Genomic DNA, 25296 nt, shown 5'->3' on the forward strand with positions numbered 1-25296 from the left:
GGGCGCAATAAGAACAATAGAGGCAAACAGACCATGAAATCCCCCGGCGGTCGGCTCCTGACCGGCCTCACGCTGGACCGCACCAGCTCAACCCCCCTGTACCGTCAGCTGTACTTGCAGATTCGCCAGCAAATCCTCGCCGGCCGGCTGCAAGGAGGCACCCGCCTGCCCTCCACCCGGACCCTGTGCAAAGAACAGGGGCTGTCACGGATTACCATCCTCAATGCCTTCGACCTGCTGATCGCTGAAAGTTTTCTGGTCTCACGCCCCGGTGCCGGTACCTATGTCTGCGCGGAATGGGAGAACCGTGAAGCCGCCCCTGACGAGCCGCCCAGACCGCCGCGCCTGTCACACTTGAGCCAATCTGTGCTGTCCATGCGTAGCGACCATTTCAACGGCGTCTCCTACCAGGCCTGGGAGCCGGACTGCCCGACATCTTTCCTGCCCAGTCAGGTCGCGTTCGATGCCTTTCCGCTGCACGTCTGGAAGCGCCTGATGAACCGGCACCTGTGCCAGCCGACCAAAGCCATATTGGGTTACGGCGAAGTAAAGGGTTTGCTGCAACTGCGCGAAGCGATTGCCGAGTATGTCTATGACGCTCGCGGTATCGAGTGCGATGCCGGCCAGGTGGTGATCGTCTCGGGTGCCCAGCAGGCGTTCAACCTGCTGGGCATGTTGCTGCTCGATCCGCAGGACAGTATCTGGATGGAAGACCCCGGTCATATCTCGGCGCGCATTGCCCTGCAGGCCCAGGGTTGCCGGGTGGTGCCATTGCGTATCGACGACCAGGGAATCGATCTGCAGCAAGGCCTTCAAGAATGCCCTGAGGCTCGTCTTGCGTTCACCACGCCGTCACGCCAGCACCCGCTGGGCATTACCATGAGCTACGGCCGGCGCCAGGAATTGATCGAGTGGGCAAATCGTGGCCATCGCTGGATCATCGAGGACGACTGCGACAGCGAATTCACCTATTGCGCAAAGCCACTGCCCGCTCTTTACGCCATGGACCAGTGGTCCCGTGTCATCTACGTCGGCACCTTCAGCAAGGTGCTCTACCCTTCCTTGCGCCTGGGCTACGTGATACTGCCCCAGGCACTGGTGGAGCCCTTCTGTGCCATGCGCGCGGTCATGGACCGCAGCCCGTCGACCCAGCTGCAAGCGGTCACGGCCGACTTCATCCGCGAAGGTCATTTCCTTGGCCATATCCGGCGTATGCGCGCTCTTTACCAGTCGCGCCAGGACTGCCTGATACAGGCACTGAAACAGCGGCTGGGCAATTTCATGGACGTGAAGCCGGTCAATGTCGGCATGCATGTCATTGCCTGGCTTGACCCCGGACTGGATGACGCGGTCATTGCCAAGGAGCTGGCCCGACACCAGATCCATACCTATGCCTTGAGCGACTACTGCGTGAAACGTTACTTGCCGCCCGGACTGCTTATCGGCTTTGCCGGAACCCCGATCGAACAGGCCACAGAAAAAGTCGAGGCGCTGGCTCAGGCGCTGCTGAAGATGGGCCACGCTCTGTGAGCAGGCAGGCCCCGGTGAAACAGAGGCTGAAAGTGGTCATAAGAATTAAAAAATAATGGCTCTATTGGTAGAACCACTCTGGTGCGATAAAGGCCTTACCGACCGATTCGGTGCCTGTACCAGGAATAATTCTAATGAACTGTATTCAAGCACGCTTCAACTCCCTGCTAAGCCACAACAGCCGCAGCGACTGCCCGCCTCCACTGTTGACTGCGCAACTGGCCAGCAAGCTTATCGATCGCCTGGAGCGCATGCGTCTGTTCGCCCATGCCTATCCCTTGCTGACCAACCTGACCCACGGTCGGGTCAAGCCCGCTGAACTGCTGGACTTCGCCTGGCGCCATGAGTTGCAAGGCCTGAGCCTGCATCTGCTGGATGGCGAGGCCAACAGCCTGAGTAACATGAACCCGCAGCAGCTTCAGGAGTTTTCCCATAAGGCAGCAACGCTGGGCCTGGACATACATCTGGAGATCAGCAGCACCCGCAAAGAAGACGTGGATCAGGTTATCGCCATCGCCAAGGCTATCGGCACTCGCAACATCCGGGTCTATGCGCGTTATGAAGGTCATCTGTCACGGGTAATGGCACTGATCGAGGAGGATCTGCGCTATCTGACGCAACAGGCAGACCTGCACGATCTGTTCTTCGACTTTGAGCAGCATGAAGAGTTGAAAAGCCATGAAATCGCCCAGTTGCTCAGCCGCCTGGATCACCCCCGCCTGCATGCGTTGTTCGACTTCGGCAATATGATCAATGCCTGCGAGCAACCCTTGACGGCCCTGAAGCAGTTGTCTGCGCACATCCGCCAGGTGCACATGAAAGGGGTACGCGTGGTGCCCGAGAAAAATGGTTTCGGCCATTACGGGGTGCTGCAAGGGGGGGCCGAAGATCACCTGCCAAGTGCGCGCATGATGTTCGAGCTGCTGATGCTCGGCGAGCATGAGCCGCAGGTTATCGCCTTTATTCTTGAGCAGGAAAATCACTACGCCGCCCCCGCCTTCCGCCAGTCGGATGAGACACAAGACCCTTTCATCGAGTACCGGCAAATGAGTGAAACGGCACTGCCGCCGGGGTTTTGCGCCGAACGCATGATGGCTGCAGAGCACCAGTGGGCGAACAACCAGATTCGCTATGTGCGCGGCCTGCTCGGTGAGCTGAAGGTTCTGGCACAACTGACACTGGCGGATACGCCGGTCTGTGCCTGACCCCGCACCACACTCGCCAAAACGTCACGTTACTTTCTGTGGAAAACAAAAATGACCGCACAGACAAAAGCCAAATGGCTGCGTTTCCTCGTCCTCATTCTTGGCGGCGGAACCATCTATAAACTCGCCAGCCTGAAAGATGCCTTTTACGTTCCCATCCAGCAATACATGGGGCTGAGCCATACCCAACTGGGCACGTTACTGAGTGCCAACGCTATCATCGCCACAGCGTTATTCGTGGTCGGCGGTTATCTGGCGGACCGCTTTGCCACACGTAAACTGATTCCCCTGGGGTTGATCGGGACAGGCAGTCTGGGACTTTACCTGGCCACCTTTCCCGGCTTCGACAAGATGCTGATCGTGTTCTGCCTGCTGGCAGTCTGCGCTGACTGTATCTATTGGCCTGCCCTGCTCAAGGCTGTGCGCAATCTTGGCGAGGAAGGCGAACAAGGCCGCATGTTCGGTTTTCTGGAGGGCGGCAGGGGCATCGTCGATACACTCGTGGCGTTTTCAGCCCTGGGGGTGTTCGTTGCCATGGGCTCGGGCGAAGCAGGCCTGAAATCGGCCATCGTCTTCTATTCTCTGGTCGATATCTTTGCCGGGATCATCACTTGGTTCCTGCTGCGAGACAGCAAGACAGCCCCCGCCCCCAAGAAAGAGGACAGCCTGTCGGGTATGTCCGGATTGCTTGAAGCCATTCGGATTCCGGGGATCTGGCTGGTCAGCTTCAACGTGTTCATGGTCTATATCGTCTACTGCGGCCTGACCTATTTCATTCCCTACTTAAAGGATATATACGAACTGCCCGTGGCACTGGTCGGTGCCTACGGCATCATCAACCAATACTTCCTCAAGATTCTGGGCGGGCCGGCGGGCGGTTTCATGGCAGACAAGTATTTCAAGAGCCCGTCGCGCTATCTGAAATGGGCGTTCCTGGCCCTGATTCCCGCCATGGCCGCGGTGTTGCTGGTGCCCAAAGGCGAACACTTCATTTATATCGGCATGGCCGCCACCCTCTCGTTCGCGCTGATTGTTTTCACCATGCGCGGCGTGTTCTGGGCTCCCATGAGCGAGGTGGGGATTCCTCAGCGCATCACCGGCTCGGCCTTCGGAATTGCCTGTCTGATCGGCTATGCGCCCGGCATGTTTGCCTACGTGATTTACGGTTCGATCCTGGACCACTTCCCGGGCCAGCAAGGCTACAACTATGTGTTCAGCCTGATGAGCCTGTTTGCCGTCATTGGCTTCATGGTTTGCAGCCTCTTGTACCGTGTAGTGCGCAAGGAAACAGCCGGCGCCCCTGACAGCGATCTGGTCCGGGCCTGAGTATTCAACCAGGGCGAAGGTGAGTCACTTGCCTTCGCCTGCGGTTGTCGACCACTGCGGTGCTATCAATAGCGGCGGCCTTGCCAGCGCCCCCCTCAGCGGATACTTGCCAGCAACCCTGGCAAGGCATGCATCAGGGCGCTGATGGCAAAACCGATGAACATCACGCCACACAGCCGGGTAATCAGTCGTTCATGGCGTTGATACAGCGCCCGCACGTGCCCGGCGCCAACAATGCCAATCAGAATTACATAAGCTGCCGCGCCCCCCAAAAAGCTCAACACAATCAGCCACGGCAGCATTGACCAGGTCAGCAGTTCGGCACGACTGGACAGCAGCGCAGTGAAGGTGGCCACCGCAACGGGGTAGGCCTTGGGGTTGGTCAGGCCAAACAGAATGCCGTGGGCAAAGGGCTGGCGCGCAGGGCCTTGCCGGGCCTCGTTGCCAGGCTGGGCGCGCACTGCACGCAGCCCCAGCCAGAACAGATAAAGACCGCTGAGCAAGCCCAGAATGTTGAATGCGGTACTGCCAAACTCCCGCGCCCCGACAATGGCAATCAGGGCAGTGCTGCACCAGATCACGTCACCCAGCAAATGCCCGCATAGAAATCCGGCCCCGGCACGTCGACCGCGGGCGGCGCCAATCCCGAAAACCGCCAGCACCCCGGGGCCCGGGGTGATGCCATAGATAAAGCCAGAAGCCAGTACCGCCAGTAACAACGAAAGTGTCATGCAAAACGCTCCAGAAAAATCGTGCCTCAGGCTGTCCATTGGCCCGCGAGGTGGCAAGATTCTGCACGTTAGGCAGCGCTCTGTAACCGAATGCACGGGAAAAATTTGCATAGGGCTCAACAAAACCCTCAACGCGGGTTTTGCCAGCTAGTGGCGGCGCCCCAGAACGTTGACCACCAGACGGTCAACCCAGCCCCAGATTCGCTGTTTGACCCGTCGCCATAGAGGACGTGACTGCCAGGCTTGCAGGCTGATGGGCATGCTCTGGGCGAAGTCGGTGACAAAACTGGCGGCCACTGCCTGAGTCAGCACCGGGTCCAGCGCCTCCAGATTGGCCTCAAGGTTAAAGCGCAAATTCCAGTGGTCGAAGTTGCACGAGCCAATACTCACCCAATCGTCGATCAGGACCATTTTCAGATGTAAAAAGCACGGCTGGTATTCAAATATCTGCACCCCGGATTTGAGTAGCCGCGGGTAGTAACGATGCCCGGCATAGCGTACTGACGGATGATCGGTACGCGGCCCGGTCAGCAACAAGCGCACATCGACGCCCCTGTTCGCCGCACGACGCAGCGAGCGACGAACGCTCCAGGTGGGCAAAAAATAGGGGGTGGCAAGCCAGATGCGATGTTGCGCACTGTTAATCCCACGCACCAGCGATTGCAGAATATCGCGATGCTGGTGGGCATCGGCATAAGCCACGCGCCCCATACCTTGACCTTCATCGGGGACCCGCGGCAAACGCGGCAAACCGAAGTGCGTTGCAGGTTTCCAGGCCTTACGGCTGATATTGGCGCGCCACTGGCGATCAAACAGCATCTGCCAGTCCTGCACCAACGGCCCCTGGATGGCGACCATGACTTCATGCCAGTCGCAGGTGTTTTGGCCGGGCTGCCAAAACTCATCGGTCACCCCGGTGCCACCGACCACGGCCAATTGATGATCCACCAGCAATAGCTTGCGATGATCGCGATACAGGTTGTTCAGGCCCCGGCGCCAGCTCAACCGGTTGTAAAACCTGAGCTCTACCCCCGCATCGGTCAGTCTGCGCCGCAAGCCCGGGGTAAACGCCAGACTGCCGTATCCGTCAAACAGACAACGCACCCGCACTTCGCGCCGGGCCGCCTGTTCCAGGGCCTGGACTATGGCTTCGGCACAGTCGCCGGCCTCCACCAGATACAGTTCCAGATCGACATGTACCTGCGCCTGGTCGATAGCCGCCAGCATGCGAGGGAAAAATTGCGGGCCGTCGATCAGCAACTCGAATTGATTGGCGCTGCGCCATGGAAACACTGCGCCAGCCATATCAGCGGGCCGTGAAAATCAGCACCGCACCCACCGGTACTGAAAAACTGATGGCCGACAAGCCGGCCATTTTCCGCAGGGTTTCAAGCTGGGGTTGCAAGCCAAAGTCTTCGGCCTGCAGCATCAGCGGTTCAAGTGTCACCACTTGAAAACGCCGCTCATCAAGACGGGTGGCCAAGAGTTCGGCTTCGTAGGTGTGCTGCTTGCCACGCAGGCTTACCGTGACCGGCAAGTGCAGTTCCAGTTGCGCACCATTGGCCAGGTCATTGATGGGCTGCAGATCGATCTGCGCGGTGATTTGCGCTTCCGGGAAGTTTTTGAAATCGAACAACAGGTCGCGCATGCGCTCATCGCGCAACGGCACCGCACTGTTGACCGAGTCCATTTCGATCCGCAATTGCGCGCGGCCTTTAGGATCGACCTTGCCGTGCAGCACTAAAAAACGATGCAGGTCGGCGACATTGGCATTTTGCGTGGTGATAAATGACAGCCTTGAGGACTCACCGTCCAGGTACCAGTTGGCCTGGGCAGACAGGCTCACGCCGAGGGTCAGGCACAGGGCGCAGGCAGAAGATAAAAACGCTTTGAACATAAAAACTCATAGGCAGATAAACGTGGGCGAACATTACCCCGAGTCCGGGTACTTGCAAGTGCTGTGGCGGAAAATTTTCATACAGCCTTAGGACGCTTATCCGATCCTACAGTTCCTCCAGTAAAGCACTCCCATAGAGCCTGTCATACAAGCATCACCCAAACGTCACGGTGATGACATTGCACCTGCCTAGCCTGAAGTTGCACCCCTCAGTCGATTGGCAGAAAACCAAGGCAGGCACCATGTCTGCACGGAGATTCGCAATGTCCCAGCTCGTCCGTATCCGCGACACGGTTCAAGAACGACGCCTGAAGGCAGAACGTCTGATCGGCCCCGGCGCCTTGCGTGAAGCTCAAGCCCTGCGCTTTCGCGTATTTGGCGGCGAGCTGAAGGCAAAACTCAAGAGTGCCGAACACGAACTGGATGAGGATGATTACGACGCCCATTGCGAGCATATCGGCGTTCGTGACCTCAATAGCGGCCAACTGGTAGCCACCACCCGCCTGCTCGATCATTGTGCGGCGCTGAACATCGGCCATTTTTACAGCGAAGAAGAATTCAGCCTTCACGGGCTGGCGCACCTGCAAGGCTCAGTGCTGGAGATCGGCAGAACCTGTGTCGACCCGGCCTACCGCAATGGCGGCACCATCGCCGTGCTCTGGGGTGAATTGGCCGAGGTCCTCAATCAGGGCGATTACCACTACCTGATGGGGTGCGCGAGCATTCCGATGCAAGACGGCGGCGTCCAGGCCCAGGCGATCATGCAGCGTCTGCGTGAACGCTACCTGAGTACCGTGCACTTGCGTGCAGTACCTAAAAAACCGCTGCCGGCCCTGGATATTCCAGCCAACGTCATCACCGAAATGCCGCCACTGCTCAAGGCCTACATGCGCCTGGGTGCAAAGATCTGTGGCGAGCCGTGCTGGGATGAAGATTTTCAGGTCGCCGACGTCTTCATCCTGCTCAAGCGTGACGAGTTGTGCCCACGATATGCCCGCCATTTCAAGGCGGCCGTGTAATGCAGCGCCTGCGCCAGTATGGCCGGGTAGTACGGGTTCTCGCCGTGGTCAGTCTGGGCCTGGGCATGGCGAGTCTGTTCGGGCTGATGGAGCGCTTGCACCTGGACAGTACGATGGCCCGTCGACAGCGCTGGTCGCAATTTTTCATGACCCGCCTGTGTGCTGCCCTGCCCTTTCGCGTCACCCTGGTGGGCGAGGTGCCTGCAACGCCGATGCTGTGGGTCAGTAACCATGTGTCATGGACCGACATTGCCCTGCTCGGAAAACTGACGCCACTGTCTTTCCTGTCCAAGGCCGAGGTTCGCGGCTGGCCAGTGGCTGGCTGGCTGGCCGCCAAGGCAGGCAGCCTGTTCATTCGCCGGGGCGCGGGCGACAGCCAGCTGGTTCGCCAGCAAATGAGCCGGCATCTGCAACAACAACTGCCGCTGCTGATGTTTCCCGAAGGCACCACTACCGATGGACGCTCCGTACGCACGTTTCATGGGCGTTTGCTGTCGGCGGCCATTGAAAGTCGGGTGGCGCTGCAACCGGTTGCGATTCGTTACTTGCGCAATGGCGAGGTCGACCGGATAGCACCCTTCATTGGCAACTATGATTTGCTGTCCCATTTATTGCGTCTGTTCAGCCATGAACAGGCGGACGTCGAGATTCATCTGCTTGAGCCAATTGCCTGTGACCGGCAGGAACGTGCCGTGCTGGCCTATAGAGCCCAGGAGGCGATAAGCCGAGTGCTCAGTGGTGCGCCGCGTCACTGCAGAAGCGAGCCTGCCGGCGCTGGCATCTGCGTGCAGGACACTTGAACCCAGGCGACTAGGGCAACAGCGAGCGCTGTTGTCTGGCGTACGTCTGTAACTGCGGATAAAACGCCCGGAAATCCTCACTGAGGGGCTCATACAGCGCGTGCAGATCCGCCATCGCCCCGGCCAGTTCCTCTGGCCGCGAAAGACGTCGGGCAATGCCCCGGAACACTTGTTCCAGTACCGCGAAATCCCGATAGGAGCCAAGCCAGTCATCCGCCGCCATGTGCGGCGCGATGGCGGCAAGACGTTTGGGCAATTGCGGCTGCGTCACCAGCACCTGGTAGAAACCTGAGGTAAAGCGGTCCAGAGGACCTTCGGCATACTGCGCCCAGTCCCGGGCCAGGCAATGGTCGAAAAAAACGTCAAGCACTATGCCGGCATAGCGCCGGCGGGTCTGGCTGAATCGCGACAGCGATTGATCGACCAGGGGATGCGCATCGGTAAATACATCAATGCTTCGATGCAGCTGGATCGCAGATTCGATTTGAGGGCTGTATACGCCTTGCAGGCGTCCTTTTACAAAGTCGCCATACAGGCTTCCGAGTAATTCGTCAGGGCGCTGGCCGCCAAGGTGCAGATGTGCGAGATAATTCATGCCGAGCAGTTTAACACTGCCACACCAATATCGTTATAACCCGATATACCGATTTATGCTGATTCAAGAAGCAAATCGTATTTGTATATCGCGATATAACGATTTAAAGTTCGCAACTTCGCGATATAACGCTGCATTTCAATGAGCACCACCACCATGCCGATCGACCTCGACGAAATAATAAAAGCGCTGGCACACCCAGTACGCCGAGAAATCATTTGCCTGCTTAAAAACCCGCAAGTGGAGTTCCCCGACCAGCATCACAGCACTGAACACGGCGTCTGCGCCGGACAGTTCGACCAACGTTTCGGCCTGTCGCAATCCACTGTCTCCGCCCATCTGGCCACCTTGCAACGCGCTGGTCTGATCAGCAGCCAGAAGGTTGGCCAGTGGCACTTTTTCAAACGCAATGAGGAAACCATCAAGGCTTTCCTCGCCGCAATCAACCAAGAGCTTTAACAAGGATTTCCAATGCCCCTCTCGCTACTCATTCTGGCGCTCAGCGCTTTCGCCATCGGGACCACCGAGTTCGTGATCATGGGGTTGCTGCCCGATGTCGCTGCGGACCTTGGTGTGTCGATCCCGGGCGCAGGCTGGCTCGTCACCGGTTATGCACTGGGTGTAGCTATCGGGGCGCCATTCATGGCGCTGGCAACTGCCAAATTGCCGCGTAAGGCAGCCCTGGTGGCGCTGATGGTGATATTTATCATCGGCAACCTGCTCTGCGCACTGGCCAGTGATTACAACGTGCTGATGTTTGCCCGTGTGGTAACCGCCCTTTGTCACGGCGCGTTCTTCGGTATCGGCTCGGTAGTGGCTGCAGGCCTGGTACCGGCCAACAAGCGCGCTTCGGCAGTGGCGCTGATGTTCACCGGTTTGACCCTGGCCAATGTGTTGGGCGTGCCCCTGGGTACCGCACTCGGTCAGGCGGCAGGATGGCGTTCGACGTTTTTCGCGGTGACCGTGATTGGCGTGGTGGCGTTGATTGGCCTGATCCGCTTCCTGCCTGCCAAGCGTGACGAAGAGAAACTCGACATGCGTGCCGAACTGGCCGCACTCAAGGGCGCTGGCATCTGGCTCTCTCTGAGCATGACGGCGCTGTTTTCCGCATCGATGTTCACTCTGTTCACCTATGTCGCGCCCTTGCTGGGCGATGTCACCGGCGTCTCGCCCAACGGTGTGACCTGGACCTTGTTGCTGATCGGCCTGGGCCTGACCGTGGGCAATATCATCGGCGGCAAGCTGGCAGACAAGCGTCTGGCCGCGACCTTGATCGGCGTGTTCATCTCGATGGCGGTTATTTCCACCGTTCTTAGCTGGACCAGTGTCGCGCTGATTCCGACCGAGATCACTTTGTTCCTCTGGGCCACCGCTTCGTTTGCCGCCGTGCCCGCACTACAAGTGAACGTCGTGACCTTCGGCAAGGCCGCCCCCAATCTGGTATCCACCCTGAACATCGGTGCTTTCAACATCGGCAACGCGCTGGGCGCCTGGGTTGGCGGCAGCGTGATTGCCCACGGCTTCGGCCTCACCAGCGTGCCACTGGCTGCCGCGGTTCTGGCGGTTCTGGCATTGCTGGTCACCCTGATTACTTTTCGCCAGAACGGCAATCCCGAACTGGCCACTGCCACACATTGATCCTTGAGAGGGCTGCATAAATGACCACGATTTTCGATCCGATCAAGCTGGGCGACCTTGAACTGCCTAACCGCATCATCATGGCCCCCCTCACCCGCTGCCGCGCCGATGAAGGGCGGGTTCCAAACGCGCTGATGGCTGAGTATTACGTTCAGCGCGCGTCGGCAGGGCTGATCCTGAGCGAAGCCACTTCGGTAACGCCAATGGGCGTCGGCTACCCTGACACCCCCGGCATCTGGTCTGCCGACCAGGTTCGCGGCTGGGGCAACATCACCAAGGCGGTCCACGCGGCCGGTGGCCGTATCGCGCTGCAGTTGTGGCACGTTGGCCGGATCTCCCACGGGATGTATCTGAACGACGAAGCCCCTGTTGCACCAAGTGCCATTGCAGCTAAAGGCCATGTAAGCCTGGTGCGTCCAAAGGTGGATTTCCCCACCCCACGCGCACTGGAAACTGCCGAGATTGCAGACATTGTCGAGGCTTACCGTGCCGGCGCCGAGAACGCCAAGGCCGCAGGCTTTGACGGCGTAGAAATCCATGGTGCCAATGGTTACTTGCTCGATCAGTTCCTGCAAAGCAGCACCAACAAGCGCACCGACCAGTACGGCGGCTCGATCGAGAACCGCGCCCGTCTGCTGCTCGAAGTCACCGATGCCGCCATTGATGTCTGGGGTGCCGGCCGGGTTGGCGTGCACTTGTCACCACGTGCCGACCTGCACGACATGGGTGATGACAATCTGGCTGAAACCTTTGGCTATGTCGCCCGTGAACTCGGCAAGCGCGGTATCGCTTATATCTGTGCCCGCGAGCATGAAGCGCCAGACAGCCTCGGCCCACAGCTCAAGGCAGCCTTTGGCGGCCCGTACATCGTCAATGAGAGCTTCACAAAAGAAAGTGCCAATGCCTGGATCGCAGCGGGTAAAGCCGATGCTGTCGCGTTCGGTGTGCCATTCATTGCCAACCCGGACCTGCCAGCACGCCTGAAGGCCGATGCACCGCTCAATGAAGCAGACCCGCAGACCTTCTATGCTAAAGGCCCTACCGGGTACATCGACTATCCAGCGCTGTAACGCCTGACCCGGGAACAGGCGCACACTGCACCTGTTTTCTGTCTGTAACGCAAAACGCCCAGGGCCATTGCCCTGGGCGTTTTGCGTTTGATTCGGGTAACCGGCTCAACGATGAATCGCCGCTGCAGCCACTTTTTTCAAGGCAAAAAAAGGGGCGGTTTGACCCGCCCACATTTTTTCCCTATTCCCTTTTGTCCCTTTCATCATCCTGATGAATCACGTCCTGCGATTGTCCCTGAGCACTCATCCTTGAGCACTGTGTCGATCCGTCGGCACAGTTGAGATACTAAAGACTTTAAGAATGGCTGCAAGCGCATCAGTTAGGGTTTTTAAATCCGGATCAGACTTAACAAAACAATAAAAATGTTTAAATTCAATTAGTTACAGATTATGAAAGTCAGAAGCAGACTATCCGCAAGCCTGTTTTCGCCCTTGGCTTACATGAAAGGTAAGCAAAGGCTTACAACCCATGACAGATAAAGTTCCAACCCCTGCCTGACTGCACTTTTGAGACTGACCGGTCACCCGCACGCACTCAAAAAAAACCCTTGGCAGCAGCGGTCCAGATTCTGCGGGCACAAAAAAGCCCCGAATATTTCGGGGCTTTTTAGCGAGCAGGATGCCTGTTACTGAAACAGCGACTCACTGGACAAACCGTTGCGCTCAAGGATCTCGCGCAAACGCTTGAGCCCCTCGACTTGAATCTGCCGAACACGTTCGCGTGTCAGACCAATCTCCAGACCAACATCTTCGAGGGTACTGCTTTCATGACCACGCAACCCGAAGCGGCGAATCACCACCTCACGCTGCTTGTCTGTAAGTTCAGACAACCACTGATCGATACTTTGCGACAGGTCATCGTCCTGAAGCAGCTCGCAAGGATCTGTAGGTCGATCATCTGTCAGGGTATCGAGCAGGGTTTTATCGGAATCAGGGCCTAAAGAAACATCCACCGAGGACACCCGCTCATTCAGTCCAAGCATGCGCTTGACCTCTGCGACGGGTTTTTCGAGCAGATTGGCAATTTCTTCAGGGGAAGGTTCGTGATCGAGCTTTTGCGTAAGTTCGCGTGCAGCCCGCAAGTAGACATTGAGCTCTTTGACGACATGAATCGGCAAACGAATGGTGCGGGTCTGATTCATGATCGCCCGTTCAATCGTCTGGCGGATCCACCAGGTGGCGTAAGTCGAGAAACGGAAACCGCGCTCGGGGTCAAACTTCTCTACTGCGCGAATCAGTCCCAGGTTGCCCTCTTCAATCAGATCCAGTAGCGAGAGCCCACGATTGACGTAGCGACGGGCGATTTTCACCACCAGACGCAAGTTGCTTTCAATCATGCGCTTGCGCCCGGCCGGATCTCCACTTTGCGACAAGCGCGCAAAATGAACTTCTTCTGCTGGGGAGAGTAACGGAGAAAAGCCAATTTCATTGAGATACAGCTGGGTCGCATCGAGCGCCCGGGTGTAGTCAATGTACTTGTGCTGTTTTGTAGCGGTCGCTTTTTTGGACTTGGTGCGGGCAGTAGGGGTTGATTCGTCGTCTTCTGACATCAAGTCGCTGTCGATGCCGGAGTCCATAAGGAGCACCTCATCGTCGATGTCAAACCCCGGGGCTTCTTTACTGAGAGCCATTGTTGTAGTCCTTTGGTGAGTTCGACCTCAAGCTCAAGCTTCGCCTATATCCTTGGCAATGCTGGAGCCTGTTCCTTAACTACATCAGGAACAGGCTGGTAAGCGATCAACGGCGTGGAAGGAATTGCAGTGGATCTACAGGTTTACCCTGACGGCGAATCTCAAAGTGAAGTTTCACCCGGTCTGTACCAGTTGACCCCATTTCGGCAATTGTCTGTCCGACCTTGACCTGCTGCCCCTCCCGAACCAACAGCCTACGGTTGTGGCCGTAAGCACTGACGTAGGTATCGCTGTGCTTGATGATGACTAATTCGCCGTAGCCCCTCAATCCACTGCCGGCGTAAACAACTGACCCATCAGACGCAGCCAAAACAGGCTGTCCCAAATCTCCGGCGATATCAATACCTTTATTCAAACTACCGTTTGAAGAAAATTTGCCAATCAAAATGCCATTAGAAGGCCATCCCCAGCCTTTGGGAGCAGGGCCTGCAGGCAGTGCCGCAACGGCCGCTGGCGCAGCTGCTGCGGTGCTCGCGCGTTTGATTACCGTGGTTTTGCTGCCTGCAGAATTCGAGACGACAGTCGTGGTGGTGCCACCTGCGGGCAGGGTTCCGGCACGTCCGTCAAAGCGAATTGTTTGACCTGGGACAATAGTGAAAGGAGCCGCAATATTGTTTTTCGCCGCTAGAGCCTTCCAGTCCCAGCCGTAGCGAAAAGCAATTGAGAACAACGTGTCGCCACGTCGCACCACGTATTGCCCGGTTGTTACCGCCGGACGCTGAGCGACCCCGTTGCGGTCAACCACACGCACGCCATTCTTGGGTGTGCTGGAGCACGCGGCCAACAAAACCAGGACGGCACTCAGGCATAGACCGACTACCAGTCTGTGATAGCTTTTGGTTCCCATACGCTGCGCAATGACTGTGAGACTCACCCGCCGCTCCCTTTGAAGATGGCTAAATATTAGTACGCCAGTATTGGCCATGGTTTGGCGCAAGTATAACTGGCAACACAGCTTTACAGACGGCAAAGCCAAATCATAAAAAATTCAGGCAACGACAGAGCCCGACCGCTGCGCAGTATGACCTGCACCCGGCCCCATAATTCAGCAGGGCCGAACAAAGACTCAGGCCAGGGGCCCGTTGAGCAGCGGCACAAAGCGCACATTGCCGATCACCCGCCGGGCAAAACCGTGCTCTTCACGTACGATCAGCATCAATTGCTGAACCTCGCCTGCACCCACCGGAATCACCAGGCGCCCGCCGGGGGCCAATTGATCCAGCAGCGCCTGGGGGACATCGGTCGCCACCGCGGTCACGATAATGCCGTTATAAGGCGCCAGCGCAGGCCAGCCTTCCCAGCCGTCGCCCCATCGGAACACCAGGTTACGCAGGTTGAGCTCGAGCAGTCGCTCCTTGGCCCGATCCTGCAACACCTTAATCCGTTCTACGGAAAATATTCGCTCGACCAGCTGCGAGAGAACCGCGGTCTGATAACCTGACCCGGTCCCAATCTCCATGACCTTGTCCAGCGGGCCGTCCTCAAGCAGCAACTCGCTCATGCGGGCGACCATATAAGGCTGGGAGATGGTCTGGTTGTTGCCTATGGGCAGCGCCGTGTCTTCATAGGCCCGGTGCGCCAGTGCTTCGTCCACGAACAGATGCCGTGGCGTACGCCGAATAACCTCAAGCACTTTCTGGTTAACGATGCCCTCTTCCCGCAGGCGCTGAATCAGCCGCTCGCGGGTACGCTCGGAGGTCATGCCAATGCCGCGATGCATCAGGCCATCCTGTTCACGCCCCATCACCCCAGACCCTCCAGCCAGACACCGAGGCTTTTGAAACCATCGCCAAAAGTGCGGTCAAGTTGCAGCGGCGTGATCGAGACATAGCCCTGCATCACGGCATGGAAGTCCGTTCCCGGGCCGCCATCCTCTGCATCACCGGCAGCCGCAATCCAGTAGCCGGCCTTGCCACGCGGATCCACAACCCGAACCGGCGCCGCAGCACGGGCACGATGCCCCAGACGCGTAAGTTGAATACCGCGAATTTTATCGAGCGGCAGATTGGGAATATTCACGTTCAGGACCGTACGCGGCGGCAAGTCCAGCACCCCGTGCGCTTCAACCAGCTTGCGGGCGAAATAGGCCGCTGTCGGCAAGTTGTCCAGTTGACGCGACACCAACGAAAACGCGAACGAAGGGTGATCGAGAAAACGCCCCTCAAGCGCCGCAGCCACAGTCCCTGAATACAGCACATCGTCACCCAGATTGGCACCCAGGTTAATTCCCGAGACCACCATGTCCGGCTGCTGCTCCAACAGACCATTAAGGCCCAGGTGAACGCAATCGGTCGGCGTGCCATTAATGCTGATAAAGCCATTGGCCAGGGTGTGCGGATGCAAGGGCCGATCCAGCGTCAGTGAACTGCTCGCCCCGCTTTTGTCTTGCTCGGGCGCAATCACCACGCACTCGCAATAATCGGCCAGCGCGCCATAAAGCGCGGCCAGACCCGGGGCAGTGACCCCGTCATCGTTTGAAATCAGAATACGCATAGGCTGTCCGTTTGACCCAAAGGCACCAGATCAACAAGTTCTCGCACCAGGACAGTAGCGAAGCATCCGGCCGGCAGAACAAATTCCAGTTGCAGAATGTCAGGCTCCGGATAATGCCACGTCAACCGGCCAATGGGCAGCCGCAGGATACGCCGTTCATGGCTCATGCCTGCTCGAACCAGCCAGTCACGCAAATCTGCTTCGCGCCCGGCAATGGACTGTTCCAGTTCATGGGTTGCACCGGTGGTCGGCGACTCGCCCTCGCCCCACAAGGGACCGGTGGGATGAAGGTCGAGAATGCTCAGTCGCGGGTCGCTGCATTCAGCCTCACCCGCCGCAAAGAAACTGCGACTGTCGGTAAAGGCCAGTAAATCGCCAACCTGTGCACGTTGCCAGCTACCATCGGCTACCCGCGCCGCCAGCACCTGATTGAACAGATAACTGCGAGCGGTGGACAACAGCCGCGAGCGCACATTGCGCTGCTCAGGCAAGGCTTTGCGCGCCGCATAGTCACGGGCCTCACCCAAATTACCGCCCTGCCAGCCGAAACGCTGGGTGCCGAAATAGTTCGGTACGCCCTGTTTGGCGATCAGTTCAAGACGTTGCGCCAACGCATCCTTGTCCCCGGCCAGTTGCGTCAGGCGCAGGGTGAAACCGTTGGCAGCATGGGCGCCGCGTTGCAACTTGCGTTTGTGGCGGGTGCTTTTGAGAATTCGCAGGGTGTCGTTTTCAGCGCCCGACATGTCAGGATCGGCCTTGCCCGGCAACTGCACGCTGAACCACTGGCGCGTCAGGGCCTGACGGTCTTTCAAGCCTGCATAACTGACCGTACGCAGCGGCACGCCTGCGGCCTTGGCGATCCGCCGTGCGGCCTCTTCAGTGTTCAGCCCCCGCTTCTCGACCCACAACCACAGATGCTCGCCATCACCGGACAACGGAATATCCAGCACTTCATCAACCTGGAAGTCTTCAGCCGTGGCCTTGAGCACCGCGGTCCCCAAAGGCTCGCCGTAAGCCAGCGGCCCCAGCAGATCAAACTCGTTCATCCGCGAACCAACAACGCGACGCAATGCACAGCGATGCCTTCTTCACGACCGACAAAGCCGAGCTTTTCGGTGGTGGTGGCTTTTACGTTTACCTGGTCCAAATCAACCTCTAGATCCGCCGCAATCAGCGCGCGCATCGTTTCAATATGCGGCGCCATTTTTGGCGCCTGGGCAATGATGGTGTTGTCGACATTGCCGACTTTCCAACCTTTGGCATGGATCAGCCCGACGACATGACGCAACAGGACGCGGCTGTCTGCGCCCTTGAAAGTCGGGTCGGTATCAGGAAAGTGCTTGCCGATGTCGCCCAGCGCCGCAGCGCCCAGCAAAGCATCGCTGAGTGCGTGCAACAGCACGTCGCCATCAGAATGGGCCAACAGCCCGAATTTGTGGGAGATCCGCACGCCGCCCAGGGTTATAAAATCGCCTTCAGCAAAACAGTGCACATCATAGCCGTGGCCAATACGCATAAAAAAACGCCCCGATTAAGTCAGGGCGTGATTCTACCCACTATTAAGCGCTTGGTGCGCTCGCGTGGTGACGCAAGTGGTCGTCAATAAAGCTGGCGATGAAAAAATAGCTATGGTCGTAGCCCGGCTGCAGACGCAAGTTCAACGGATGCCCCGCCAGTTTCGCAGCCTGCTGCAGTGCCTCGGGCTTGAGCTGCACACTCAGAAAGTCGTCCCGATCTCCCTGATCCACCAATAGCGGCAGCTTTTCACGGGCCTCGCTGATCAAAATGCACGCGTCCCATTCACGCCACCGCGAACGCTCATCCCCCAGGTAATGGGAGAAGGCCTTTTGCCCCCACGGGCAATCCATCGGGTTGCTGATCGGCGCAAAAGCGGACACCGACTGATAGCGCCCCGGATTGCGCAACGCACAAACCAAAGCTCCGTGGCCACCCATGGAATGCCCGCTGATCCCGCGTTTTTGCGAGGCAGGGAAATGCGCTTCAACCAATGCCGGCAATTCCTGCACCACATAATCATGCATGCGGTAATGCTGAGCCCAAGGCTGCTGCGTTGCGTTCAGGTAAAAACCTGCACCCAGGCCGAAATCCCAGGCGCCATCCGGATCATCCGGAACCCCGTCGCCACGGGGGCTGGTGTCCGGCGCCACGATAATCAGCCCCAGCTCGGCGGCCATTTTCATAGCGCCGGCCTTGTGCATGAAGTTTTCATCGGTACAGGTCAAACCCGACAGCCAGTACAACACCGGCAGCCTGGCGCCCTGCTCGGCCTGGGGCGGCAAGTACACGGCAAATACCATGTCGCAACCCAGCACTTCAGAACGGTGCCGGTAGCGCTTGTGCCAGCCACCGAAGCTTTTCTGGCAGGAAATATTTTCCAGTGTCATGGACAGCTCCAAGCTTTCAGCTGCAAGCCACAAGTTAAAGCAGGCATGTGTTTCTCCCGCTTATAGCTTGTAGCTTGCAGCTCTTCGTCAGAAGTGGATTACAGTACGAATGCTTTTGCCTTCGTGCATCAGGTCGAAAGCCTTGTTGATGTCTTCCAGGCCCATGGTGTGGGTAATGAAAGTGTCCAGCGGGATTTCACCGGTTTGCGCCATGTCGACATAGCTTGGCAACTCAGTGCGCCCACGCACGCCACCAAAGGCCGATCCACGCCAGACTCGGCCGGTGACCAACTGGAACGGACGGGTCGAAATTTCCTGACCGGCACCGGCGACACCGATGATGACGGACTCGCCCCAACCTTTGTGGCAGCACTCCAGTGCCGCACGCATCAGTTGCACATTGCCGATGCACTCGAAAGAAAAATCGACGCCGCCGTCAGTCATGTCGACTATCACTTCCTGAATCGGGCGATCAAAGTCCTTCGGGTTGACGCAATCGGTCGCGCCCAGTTGCCTGGCGATTTCAAACTTGCCCGGGTTGATATCGATGGCAATGATCCGCGCGGCCTTGGCCTTTACTGCGCCGATCACAGCTGAAAGGCCGATGCCGCCCAGGCCGAAGATGGCTACGGTGTCGCCCGGCTTGACCTTGGCAGTATTGATCACGGCACCAATACCCGTGGTGACACCACAACCCAGCAGGCAGACCTTCTCCAGCGGTGCGTCTTTTTGAATCTTGGCCACCGAAATTTCCGGCAACACGGTGTATTCCGAAAAGGTAGAGGTGCCCATGTAATGGAAAATTGGCTGCCCTTTGTAGGAGAAGCGCGTGGTGCCGTCCGGCATCAGGCCTTTACCCTGGGTGGCACGAATCGCCTGACACAGGTTGGTTTTGCCTGACAGGCAGAATTTGCACTTGCGGCATTCCGGCGTGTACAGCGGGATGACGTGATCGCCCACTGCGACGGAGGTAACACCTTCGCCGATCGCCTCAACTATAGCGCCGCCTTCATGGCCCAAAATCGACGGAAAGATGCCCTCCGGATCGGCCCCCGACAAGGTGTAGGCATCGGTATGGCATACACCCGAAGCCACCACCCGCAGCAACACTTCACCCGCCTTGGGCATCGCAACGTCAACTTCGACGATTTCCAGCGGTTTCTTGGCCTCGAAGGCTACGGCAGCACGTGACTTGATCATCAATCGACTCCAGCAAAGTTAAAACAAGACCAGGAGTGTAAATCAGCGCTGACTGATTAATAATCCGGACAAAAGCAAAACATTATTGCCATACAGGGATAATCAACTGTGAATGAGAGCCGCTGGGAAGGCATTGATGAGTTTGTTGCGGTGGCCGAATGCGGCCAGTTCACCGCTGCTGCAGAACGCCTTGGCGTGTCGTCATCGCACATAAGCCGCCAGGTCGCCCGACTCGAAGAACGCCTGCAAACCCGACTGTTTTATCGCAGTACGCGCCGGGTAACCCTGACCGAGGCCGGTCAGACATTTTTACAGCACTGCCAGCGCTTGCAAGACGGCCGCGAAGAAGCCCTGCGTGCAGTCGGCGACCTGGCCAGCGAACCCAAAGGCATGCTGCGAATGACCTGCGCAGTGGCCTACGGCGAACGCTTTATCGTGCCGCTGGTGACACGTTTTATGGGGTTATACCCGCAGTTACGGGTCGATATCGAACTGAGCAATCGTCCATTGGATCTGGTGCACGAGAGCCTTGATCTGGCCATCCGCCTGGGCCGGCTGCAGGACTCACGACTGGTGGCCACCCGCCTGGCACCACGACGTATGTATCTGTGTGCATCGCCGTCCTACCTGGAACATTACGGCCGCCCCCATAGCCTGTCGGAATTGAGCCGCCACAACTGTTTGATTGGCAGCTCAGATCTATGGCAATTGCAGCAGGACGGGCGCGAATTTTCGCAGCGGGTGCAAGGCAACTGGCGCTGCAACAGCGGGCAGGCAGTACTGGATGCAGCCCTGCTGGGGGTCGGGCTGTGCCAGCTACCGGACTATTACGTGCTGGAGCATTTGAAGACCGGGGCTCTGGTGTCTTTGCTAGAAACTCATCAGCCACCCAATACCGCGGTTTGGGCGCTCTATCCGCAGCAACGGCACTTGTCGCCAAAGGTCAGGAAGCTGGTGGACTATCTGAAGGAAGGATTGGCAAAGCGTGAGGAGTATTTGGGTTAGAAACCTGTAGCAACGAGCTTGCCTCGCCATCTTTTGATCTTTTAAAAGATCGCGAGGCAAGCTCGCTGCTACAGAGGGATCAACGATTGACCCAGCGCAACCGCAGCCACTCGAGGTCCTCGGGGCGGGTCACCTTGATGTTGTCCGAGCGACCCTCGATCAGGCGCGGCGCGAGGCCCGCCCACTCCATGGCTGAGGATTCATCAGTGATTTTGGCATCTGCCACCAGGCTATCAGCCAGGGCCCGGTGCAATGCTCCCAGACGGAACATCTGCGGCGTGTACGCCTGCCAGATCAGACTGCGATCGACGGTTTCAACCACCCGGCCATGCTTGTCGACGCGCTTGAGCGTGTCCCGCGCAGGAACCGCCAGCAAGCCACCGACCGGGTCGAGGGCCAGTTCGCGCAGCAATTTGTCCAGATCTTCACGGGACAGGTTCGGGCGTGCGGCATCGTGAACCAACACCCAATCGTCATCAGACGCGCCCAGTGCATGCAGATGCAGCAACGCATTGAGCACCGAATCGGCACGCTCGCGCCCGCCCTCTACCCGGGCGATCCGTGGATCGGCGGCACAGGGCAAGGAAGGCCAAAAAGGGTCATCAGAAGCAATGCTGACCACCAGCCCCTTGAGGCCCGGATGGTCAAGAAAACAGCCGAGGCTGTGTTCCAGAATACTGCGCCCGCCCAACTGCAAATACTGCTTGGGACGGTCTGCGGCCATACGGGCACCAACGCCCGCGGCAGGAATCACGGCCCAGAAGGCCGGTGACAGGGAACTCATTGGGCCAACTGGTAGAGGGTTTCGCCCTCCTTGACCATGCCCAACTCATGGCGAGCGCGTTCTTCAACGGTCTCCATGCCTTTTTTCAACTCCAGAACTTCCGCATCCAGCACACGGTTGCGCCCCAGCAATACTTCGTTTTCAGCATGCTGATCGGCGATTTGCTGGGTCAGGTCGGTAACCTGCGCCAAACTGCCATTCCCCACCCACAGGCGATACTGTAGGCCAGCCAGCAGCAAGAGCAAGATGAGAAACAACCAATTAGGACTGCGCATCGAATATCAGGTATCCAGTGAAAAGACAGCCATGCCGAAAAACGTAAACAACCAATAGTACAAAGCCTGGAGGACCCAGGCTTGTACAGATTCAGATTAGTGTCAAAAAACTCGTCTAAGCGAAAATTCCGACACAACCTGCTGTCTTTTTACCACCAACTGCTTAGCCGCGAAACTCGCTGCGACCGTTGTACTTGGCTTTTGCGCCCAATTGCTCTTCGATACGCAGCAATTGGTTGTACTTGGACACGCGATCCGAACGGCACAGAGAGCCGGTCTTGATCTGGCCAGCCGAAGTACCCACTGCCAGATCGGCAATGGTGGAATCTTCGGTTTCGCCGGAACGGTGCGAAATCACTGCAGTGTAACCAGCGGCCTTGGCCATCTGGATAGCTTCCAGGGTTTCGGTCAGGGTGCCGATCTGGTTGAACTTGATCAGGATCGAGTTGGCGATCTTCTTATCGATGCCTTCTTTCAGGATCTTGGTGTTGGTTACGAACAGGTCGTCCCCTACCAGCTGAACTTTCTCACCGACTTTGTCGGTCAGGATTTTCCAGCCATCCCAGTCAGACTCGTCCAGGCCATCTTCAATGGAGATGATCGGGTAGCGCTGAGTCAAACCTTTGAGGTACTCGGCGAAACCTTCGGAGTTGAACACCTGGCCTTCACCAGACAGGTTGTACTTGCCGTCTTCGTAGAATTCGCTGGCCGCACAGTCCAGAGCCAGGGTCACGTCAGTGCCCAGGGTGTAACCGGCATTGGCGACAGCTTCGGAGATCACTTTCAGTGCATCTTCGTTGGAAGCCAGGTCAGGTGCGAAACCACCCTCATCGCCCACTGCAGTGCTCAGGCCACGAGCCTTGAGTACAGCTTTAAGGTGATGGAAGATTTCAGTACCCATGCGCAGCGCGTCGGAAAAGGTCTTGGCGCCAACCGGCTGCACCATGAACTCTTGAATGTCGACGTTGTTATCTGCGTGCTCGCCACCGTTGATGATGTTCATCATCGGTACCGGCATCGAGTAAACACCCGGGGTGCCGTTCAGGTTGGCGATGTGTGCGTACAGCGGCAGGTCCTGGTCCTGAGCCGCAGCCTTGGCAGCTGCCAGGGATACAGCGAGGATGGCGTTAGCGCCCAGGGAACCTTTGTTTTCAGTGCCGTCCAGCGCAATCATCGCGTGGTCCAGCGCTTTTTGATCAACCGGGTCTTTACCCAGCAGCAAATCGCGAATCGGGCCGTTAATGTTGGCAACGGCTTTCAAAACGCCTTTGCCCAGGTAACGGCTCTTGTCGCCATCACGCAGTTCCAGCGCTTCACGGGAACCGGTGGAAGCACCGGAAGGCGCGCAAGCACTGCCGATGATGCCGTTGTCGAGAAGCACGTCCGCTTCCACGGTGGGGTTGCCACGGGAGTCGAGAACTTCACGACCTTTGATGTCGACGATTTTTGCCATTGTTGTAAACACTCCAAAGTTGACGAAAACGACGCAGCTGAGGGAAATTTTGTCATCATCGACAAGGGCCAATCTGCAGGCAGCCTTGAGGACGATAAGGTTCGGAGCCAGGGGTCCGAGAAATCGTGCGGTACTTTACCGGAGAAACGAGGGTGATGCGGTTTCTATTGTCGGAAAACTCTTCACAGAAGTGTCTGCCGCAGACATCGGCGACCGCGGCTGCCAAGGCAAACACGTGGTCGTCGGTAGTCGGTAGCACGCAAAAACCAGGGTGATCTTCTGGAAAGTCCGCCAGAACCTGCGCGGACTTTCCATTACACCCTGCTGCTTAAGCGTTTTTTTCGTGCTGAGCCAGTGCAGCCTTGACGAAACCCGTGAACAACGGATGACCGTCACGTGGCGTGGAGGTGAACTCCGGGTGGAACTGGCAAGCAACGAACCAAGGATGATCCGGTGCTTCAACCACTTCTACCAGCGCGCCGTCACCGGAGCGACCGGTTACTTTCAGGCCGGCTTCCATCAGTTGAGGCAGCAGGTTGTTGTTCACTTCATAGCGATGGCGATGACGTTCAACGATCACGTCCTTGGCATAGCAGTCGTGAACCAGAGAGCCGGCGGTAAGCTGGCAGTCCTGCGCACCCAGACGCATGGTGCCGCCCAGATCCGAAGTTTCGGTACGGGTTTCAACAGCACCGGTGGCGTCTTCCCACTCAGTGATCAGGCCCACAACCGGGTGGCCGCTGTTGCGATCGAACTCGGTGGAGTTGGCGTCTTTCCAGCCCAGCACGTTACGTGCGAACTCGATAACCGCCACTTGCATGCCCAGGCAGATACCCAGGTATGGCACCTTGTTTTCGCGAGCATATTGAACCGCAGTGATCTTGCCTTCTACGCCGCGCAGACCGAAGCCGCCCGGAACCAGAATGGCATCGACACCTTCCAGCAGTTCAGTACCTTTGTTTTCGATGTCTTCAGAATCGATATAACGCAGGTTGACCTTGGTACGGTTGGAAATACCGGCGTGGCTCATCGCTTCAATCAGCGACTTGTACGCATCCAGCAGTTCCATGTACTTGCCGACCATGGCGATGGTGACTTCGTGCTCAGGATTGAGCTTGGCGTCGACCACTTGTTCCCATTCGGACAGGTCGGCGCTGTTGCATTCCAGACCGAAACGCTCAACGACAAAATCATCCAGACCCTGAGCGTGCAGCATGCCCGGGATACGGTAGATGGTGTCGGCGTCTTCCAGCGAAATCACCGCACGCTCTTCAACGTTGGTGAACAACGCGATTTTGCGACGCGAGGAAATATCGACATGGTGATCGGAACGGCAGATCAGAACATCTGGCTGCAGGCCGATGGAACGTAATTCTTTAACCGAGTGTTGCGTTGGTTTGGTTTTCGTTTCGCCAGCAGTGGCGATATACGGAACCAGAGTCAGGTGCATCAGCATGGCGCGCTTGGCGCCTACTTCGATGCGCAGCTGACGGATTGCCTCGAGGAACGGTTGCGACTCAATGTCACCCACAGTGCCGCCAATCTCAACCATCGCTACGTCGGCATCGCCGGCGCCCTTGATGATTCGACGCTTGATCTCGTCGGTGATGTGCGGAATTACCTGGATGGTTGCACCCAGGTAATCACCACGGCGCTCCTTGCGCAGGACGTGTTCGTAGACACGGCCCGTGGTGAAGTTGTTGTTCTGGGTCATGGTCGTGCGGATAAACCGCTCGTAATGACCCAAGTCCAGGTCGGTCTCTGCGCCGTCGTGTGTGACGAACACTTCACCGTGCTGGAACGGGCTCATGGTGCCCGGATCAACGTTGATGTAGGGGTCCAGCTTCAGCATGGTGACCTTAAGTCCCCGCGCCTCCAGGATGGCTGCCAATGAAGCCGAGGCAATGCCTTTCCCCAATGAAGAAACAACACCGCCCGTGACGAAGATGTAGCGCGTCATGAAAAACCCTAGAAGTCTGCGTTAAAGCGGTCAGAGCCGCCGGGGAAAGCGAAGGAAGGCCGAAGCCCCCAATCACCAGCATTAGTCACAGTGCACCTTTCGAAAAACTGCTGCGTTGAAACAGACCGATGGAAACCAACGGTTCGATACAAGCCACACATTTTTTTAAAATCGCCCAGCAAAGACTGCTTGGTAATCGGCAACATCTGCAATTCTGGT

Annotated in this window: 25 protein-coding genes; 9 read left to right on the forward strand and 16 right to left on the reverse strand. The window is 57.6% G+C overall.

The window, feature by feature from the left end; translation table 11 throughout:
- Nucleotides 1-33 precede the first annotated feature (33 nt).
- The 3 genes from EQV90_RS08010 to EQV90_RS08020 all read left to right on the forward strand — a co-directional run bounded on the left by EQV90_RS08010 (nucleotide 34) and on the right by EQV90_RS08020 (nucleotide 4061).
- Nucleotides 34-1530 (forward strand): PLP-dependent aminotransferase family protein, encoded by a 1497-nt coding sequence (locus EQV90_RS08010; protein WP_003440546.1) that lies wholly within the window; start codon nucleotides 34-36, stop codon nucleotides 1528-1530.
- 134 nt (nucleotides 1531-1664) lie between these two features.
- On the forward strand, nucleotides 1665-2735 hold the full coding sequence (locus EQV90_RS08015; protein ID WP_240877965.1) for a TIM barrel protein: 1071 nt from the start codon (nucleotides 1665-1667) through the stop codon (nucleotides 2733-2735).
- Nucleotides 2736-2786: 51 nt separating this feature from the next.
- Entirely contained in the window at nucleotides 2787-4061 is a 1275-nt protein-coding gene (locus EQV90_RS08020; protein WP_203008040.1) for an MFS transporter, read from the forward strand.
- Nucleotides 4062-4156: 95 nt separating this feature from the next.
- On the opposite strand, the gene EQV90_RS08025 is transcribed toward EQV90_RS08020, so the two are convergent.
- The 3 genes from EQV90_RS08025 to EQV90_RS08035 all read right to left on the reverse strand — a co-directional run bounded on the left by EQV90_RS08025 (nucleotide 4157) and on the right by EQV90_RS08035 (nucleotide 6689).
- Nucleotides 4157-4792: a LysE family transporter gene (locus EQV90_RS08025; protein ID WP_127196002.1), complete on the reverse strand. Its 636-nt coding sequence runs from the start codon at nucleotides 4790-4792 to the stop codon at nucleotides 4157-4159.
- Between the two features lie 147 nt (nucleotides 4793-4939).
- Entirely contained in the window at nucleotides 4940-6097 is a 1158-nt protein-coding gene (locus EQV90_RS08030) for a phosphatidylserine/phosphatidylglycerophosphate/cardiolipin synthase family protein (RefSeq protein ID WP_240877966.1), read from the reverse strand.
- Nucleotide 6098: 1 nt separating this feature from the next.
- A complete protein-coding gene (locus EQV90_RS08035; protein WP_003440535.1) occupies nucleotides 6099-6689 on the reverse strand; it encodes a YceI family protein in 591 nt (196 codons plus the stop codon).
- A gap of 263 nt (nucleotides 6690-6952) precedes the next feature.
- On the opposite strand from EQV90_RS08035, the gene olsB reads away from it, so the two are divergent.
- Both olsB and EQV90_RS08045 read left to right on the forward strand, forming a co-directional pair.
- Nucleotides 6953-7708, forward strand: coding sequence for an L-ornithine N(alpha)-acyltransferase (gene olsB, locus EQV90_RS08040; protein ID WP_003440534.1), 756 nt, complete (start codon nucleotides 6953-6955; stop codon nucleotides 7706-7708).
- Nucleotides 7708-8508 carry a lysophospholipid acyltransferase family protein gene (locus tag EQV90_RS08045; protein WP_240877967.1) on the forward strand — a complete coding sequence of 267 codons (801 nt, stop codon included), beginning with the start codon at nucleotides 7708-7710 and terminating at the stop codon, nucleotides 8506-8508. Before olsB ends, EQV90_RS08045 begins: the two co-directional genes overlap by 1 nt.
- A gap of 10 nt (nucleotides 8509-8518) precedes the next feature.
- Here the strand turns inward: EQV90_RS08045 and EQV90_RS08050 are convergent, their stop codons facing one another.
- Nucleotides 8519-9103, reverse strand: coding sequence for an ACP phosphodiesterase (locus EQV90_RS08050; RefSeq protein ID WP_240877968.1), 585 nt, complete (start codon nucleotides 9101-9103; stop codon nucleotides 8519-8521).
- A 156-nt stretch (nucleotides 9104-9259) separates the two neighbouring features.
- Between EQV90_RS08050 and EQV90_RS08055 the strand changes: the two genes are divergently transcribed.
- Genes EQV90_RS08055 through EQV90_RS08065 form a run of 3 tightly spaced genes read left to right on the forward strand, consistent with a single transcriptional unit; the run spans nucleotide 9260 to nucleotide 11811 of the window.
- Entirely contained in the window at nucleotides 9260-9562 is a 303-nt protein-coding gene (locus EQV90_RS08055; RefSeq protein WP_003440527.1) for a metalloregulator ArsR/SmtB family transcription factor, read from the forward strand.
- Nucleotides 9563-9574: 12 nt separating this feature from the next.
- A complete protein-coding gene (locus tag EQV90_RS08060; RefSeq protein ID WP_003440525.1) occupies nucleotides 9575-10741 on the forward strand; it encodes an MFS transporter in 1167 nt (388 codons plus the stop codon).
- 20 nt (nucleotides 10742-10761) lie between these two features.
- Nucleotides 10762-11811, forward strand: a complete 1050-nt coding sequence (locus tag EQV90_RS08065) for an alkene reductase (RefSeq protein ID WP_240877969.1) — start codon at nucleotides 10762-10764, stop codon at nucleotides 11809-11811.
- A gap of 626 nt (nucleotides 11812-12437) precedes the next feature.
- On the opposite strand, the gene rpoS is transcribed toward EQV90_RS08065, so the two are convergent.
- From rpoS to EQV90_RS08105, 8 genes are all read right to left on the reverse strand, one after another.
- Nucleotides 12438-13442 carry an RNA polymerase sigma factor RpoS gene (rpoS, locus tag EQV90_RS08070; protein ID WP_010655953.1) on the reverse strand — a complete coding sequence of 335 codons (1005 nt, stop codon included), beginning with the start codon at nucleotides 13440-13442 and terminating at the stop codon, nucleotides 12438-12440.
- Between the two features lie 106 nt (nucleotides 13443-13548).
- Nucleotides 13549-14376: a peptidoglycan DD-metalloendopeptidase family protein gene (locus EQV90_RS08075; RefSeq protein ID WP_003440517.1), complete on the reverse strand. Its 828-nt coding sequence runs from the start codon at nucleotides 14374-14376 to the stop codon at nucleotides 13549-13551.
- Between the two features lie 192 nt (nucleotides 14377-14568).
- The gene (locus tag EQV90_RS08080; protein WP_003440502.1) at nucleotides 14569-15204 is read right to left on the reverse strand and encodes a protein-L-isoaspartate(D-aspartate) O-methyltransferase; all 636 of its coding nucleotides are present in this window, start codon (nucleotides 15202-15204) and stop codon (nucleotides 14569-14571) included.
- Between the two features lie 41 nt (nucleotides 15205-15245).
- Nucleotides 15246-15995, reverse strand: coding sequence for a 5'/3'-nucleotidase SurE (gene surE / locus EQV90_RS08085; RefSeq protein ID WP_003440501.1), 750 nt, complete (start codon nucleotides 15993-15995; stop codon nucleotides 15246-15248).
- On the reverse strand, nucleotides 15983-17041 hold the full coding sequence (gene truD / locus EQV90_RS08090; protein ID WP_161718006.1) for a tRNA pseudouridine(13) synthase TruD: 1059 nt from the start codon (nucleotides 17039-17041) through the stop codon (nucleotides 15983-15985). The genes surE and truD overlap by 13 nt, the downstream gene beginning before the upstream one ends.
- On the reverse strand, nucleotides 17038-17511 hold the full coding sequence (gene ispF / locus EQV90_RS08095; RefSeq protein WP_010655957.1) for a 2-C-methyl-D-erythritol 2,4-cyclodiphosphate synthase: 474 nt from the start codon (nucleotides 17509-17511) through the stop codon (nucleotides 17038-17040). Before ispF ends, truD begins: the two co-directional genes overlap by 4 nt.
- Before the next feature lie 43 nt (nucleotides 17512-17554).
- Nucleotides 17555-18406 carry an S-formylglutathione hydrolase gene (gene fghA / locus EQV90_RS08100; RefSeq protein ID WP_240878007.1) on the reverse strand — a complete coding sequence of 284 codons (852 nt, stop codon included), beginning with the start codon at nucleotides 18404-18406 and terminating at the stop codon, nucleotides 17555-17557.
- 81 nt (nucleotides 18407-18487) lie between these two features.
- Entirely contained in the window at nucleotides 18488-19600 is a 1113-nt protein-coding gene (locus EQV90_RS08105) for an S-(hydroxymethyl)glutathione dehydrogenase/class III alcohol dehydrogenase (RefSeq protein ID WP_003440492.1), read from the reverse strand.
- A 108-nt stretch (nucleotides 19601-19708) separates the two neighbouring features.
- Here EQV90_RS08105 and EQV90_RS08110 point away from each other — a divergent pair, with 108 nt between their 5' ends.
- Nucleotides 19709-20605 carry a LysR substrate-binding domain-containing protein gene (locus EQV90_RS08110; RefSeq protein ID WP_003440489.1) on the forward strand — a complete coding sequence of 299 codons (897 nt, stop codon included), beginning with the start codon at nucleotides 19709-19711 and terminating at the stop codon, nucleotides 20603-20605.
- 79 nt (nucleotides 20606-20684) lie between these two features.
- Here EQV90_RS08110 and ispD read toward each other — a convergent pair whose 3' ends face one another.
- The 4 genes from ispD to EQV90_RS08130 all read right to left on the reverse strand — a co-directional run bounded on the left by ispD (nucleotide 20685) and on the right by EQV90_RS08130 (nucleotide 25077).
- Complete coding sequence (gene ispD, locus EQV90_RS08115) at nucleotides 20685-21389, reverse strand: 2-C-methyl-D-erythritol 4-phosphate cytidylyltransferase (RefSeq protein WP_003440486.1); 705 nt, start codon at nucleotides 21387-21389, stop codon at nucleotides 20685-20687.
- Nucleotides 21386-21664 (reverse strand): cell division protein FtsB, encoded by a 279-nt coding sequence (gene ftsB, locus EQV90_RS08120; protein ID WP_240877970.1) that lies wholly within the window; start codon nucleotides 21662-21664, stop codon nucleotides 21386-21388. The genes ispD and ftsB overlap by 4 nt, the downstream gene beginning before the upstream one ends.
- Nucleotides 21665-21827: 163 nt before the next feature.
- On the reverse strand, nucleotides 21828-23117 hold the full coding sequence (gene eno / locus EQV90_RS08125; protein ID WP_003440481.1) for a phosphopyruvate hydratase: 1290 nt from the start codon (nucleotides 23115-23117) through the stop codon (nucleotides 21828-21830).
- Nucleotides 23118-23445: 328 nt separating this feature from the next.
- Complete coding sequence (locus tag EQV90_RS08130; RefSeq protein WP_003440470.1) at nucleotides 23446-25077, reverse strand: CTP synthase; 1632 nt, start codon at nucleotides 25075-25077, stop codon at nucleotides 23446-23448.
- Nucleotides 25078-25296: the final 219 nt, after the last annotated feature.

The sequence above is a fragment of the Pseudomonas sp. TMW22089 genome (assembly GCF_022496645.1).
GTDB lineage: Bacteria > Pseudomonadota > Gammaproteobacteria > Pseudomonadales > Pseudomonadaceae > Aquipseudomonas > Aquipseudomonas paraversuta.

What these genes read in the sequence shown, in the direction of transcription:
- EQV90_RS08010 (WP_003440546.1), top strand. Translation starts at nt 34, where the DNA reads ATGAAATCCCCCGGCGGTCGGCTCCTGACCGGCCTCACGCTGGACCGC.
- EQV90_RS08015 (WP_240877965.1), top strand. Translation starts at nt 1,665, where the DNA reads ATGAACTGTATTCAAGCACGCTTCAACTCCCTGCTAAGCCACAACAGC.
- EQV90_RS08020 (WP_203008040.1), top strand. Translation starts at nt 2,787, where the DNA reads ATGACCGCACAGACAAAAGCCAAATGGCTGCGTTTCCTCGTCCTCATT.
- EQV90_RS08025 (WP_127196002.1), bottom strand. Translation starts at nt 4,792, where the DNA reads ATGACACTTTCGTTGTTACTGGCGGTACTGGCTTCTGGCTTTATCTAT.
- EQV90_RS08030 (WP_240877966.1), bottom strand. Translation starts at nt 6,097, where the DNA reads ATGGCTGGCGCAGTGTTTCCATGGCGCAGCGCCAATCAATTCGAGTTG.
- EQV90_RS08035 (WP_003440535.1), bottom strand. Translation starts at nt 6,689, where the DNA reads ATGTTCAAAGCGTTTTTATCTTCTGCCTGCGCCCTGTGCCTGACCCTC.
- olsB (WP_003440534.1), top strand. Translation starts at nt 6,953, where the DNA reads ATGTCCCAGCTCGTCCGTATCCGCGACACGGTTCAAGAACGACGCCTG.
- EQV90_RS08045 (WP_240877967.1), top strand. Translation starts at nt 7,708, where the DNA reads ATGCAGCGCCTGCGCCAGTATGGCCGGGTAGTACGGGTTCTCGCCGTG.
- EQV90_RS08050 (WP_240877968.1), bottom strand. Translation starts at nt 9,103, where the DNA reads ATGAATTATCTCGCACATCTGCACCTTGGCGGCCAGCGCCCTGACGAA.
- EQV90_RS08055 (WP_003440527.1), top strand. Translation starts at nt 9,260, where the DNA reads ATGCCGATCGACCTCGACGAAATAATAAAAGCGCTGGCACACCCAGTA.
- EQV90_RS08060 (WP_003440525.1), top strand. Translation starts at nt 9,575, where the DNA reads ATGCCCCTCTCGCTACTCATTCTGGCGCTCAGCGCTTTCGCCATCGGG.
- EQV90_RS08065 (WP_240877969.1), top strand. Translation starts at nt 10,762, where the DNA reads ATGACCACGATTTTCGATCCGATCAAGCTGGGCGACCTTGAACTGCCT.
- rpoS (WP_010655953.1), bottom strand. Translation starts at nt 13,442, where the DNA reads ATGGCTCTCAGTAAAGAAGCCCCGGGGTTTGACATCGACGATGAGGTG.
- EQV90_RS08080 (WP_003440502.1), bottom strand. Translation starts at nt 15,204, where the DNA reads ATGACCTCCGAGCGTACCCGCGAGCGGCTGATTCAGCGCCTGCGGGAA.
- surE (WP_003440501.1), bottom strand. Translation starts at nt 15,995, where the DNA reads ATGCGTATTCTGATTTCAAACGATGACGGGGTCACTGCCCCGGGTCTG.
- truD (WP_161718006.1), bottom strand. Translation starts at nt 17,041, where the DNA reads ATGAACGAGTTTGATCTGCTGGGGCCGCTGGCTTACGGCGAGCCTTTG.
- ispF (WP_010655957.1), bottom strand. Translation starts at nt 17,511, where the DNA reads ATGCGTATTGGCCACGGCTATGATGTGCACTGTTTTGCTGAAGGCGAT.
- EQV90_RS08105 (WP_003440492.1), bottom strand. Translation starts at nt 19,600, where the DNA reads ATGATCAAGTCACGTGCTGCCGTAGCCTTCGAGGCCAAGAAACCGCTG.
- ispD (WP_003440486.1), bottom strand. Translation starts at nt 21,389, where the DNA reads ATGAGTTCCCTGTCACCGGCCTTCTGGGCCGTGATTCCTGCCGCGGGC.
- ftsB (WP_240877970.1), bottom strand. Translation starts at nt 21,664, where the DNA reads ATGCGCAGTCCTAATTGGTTGTTTCTCATCTTGCTCTTGCTGCTGGCT.
- eno (WP_003440481.1), bottom strand. Translation starts at nt 23,117, where the DNA reads ATGGCAAAAATCGTCGACATCAAAGGTCGTGAAGTTCTCGACTCCCGT.
- EQV90_RS08130 (WP_003440470.1), bottom strand. Translation starts at nt 25,077, where the DNA reads ATGACGCGCTACATCTTCGTCACGGGCGGTGTTGTTTCTTCATTGGGG.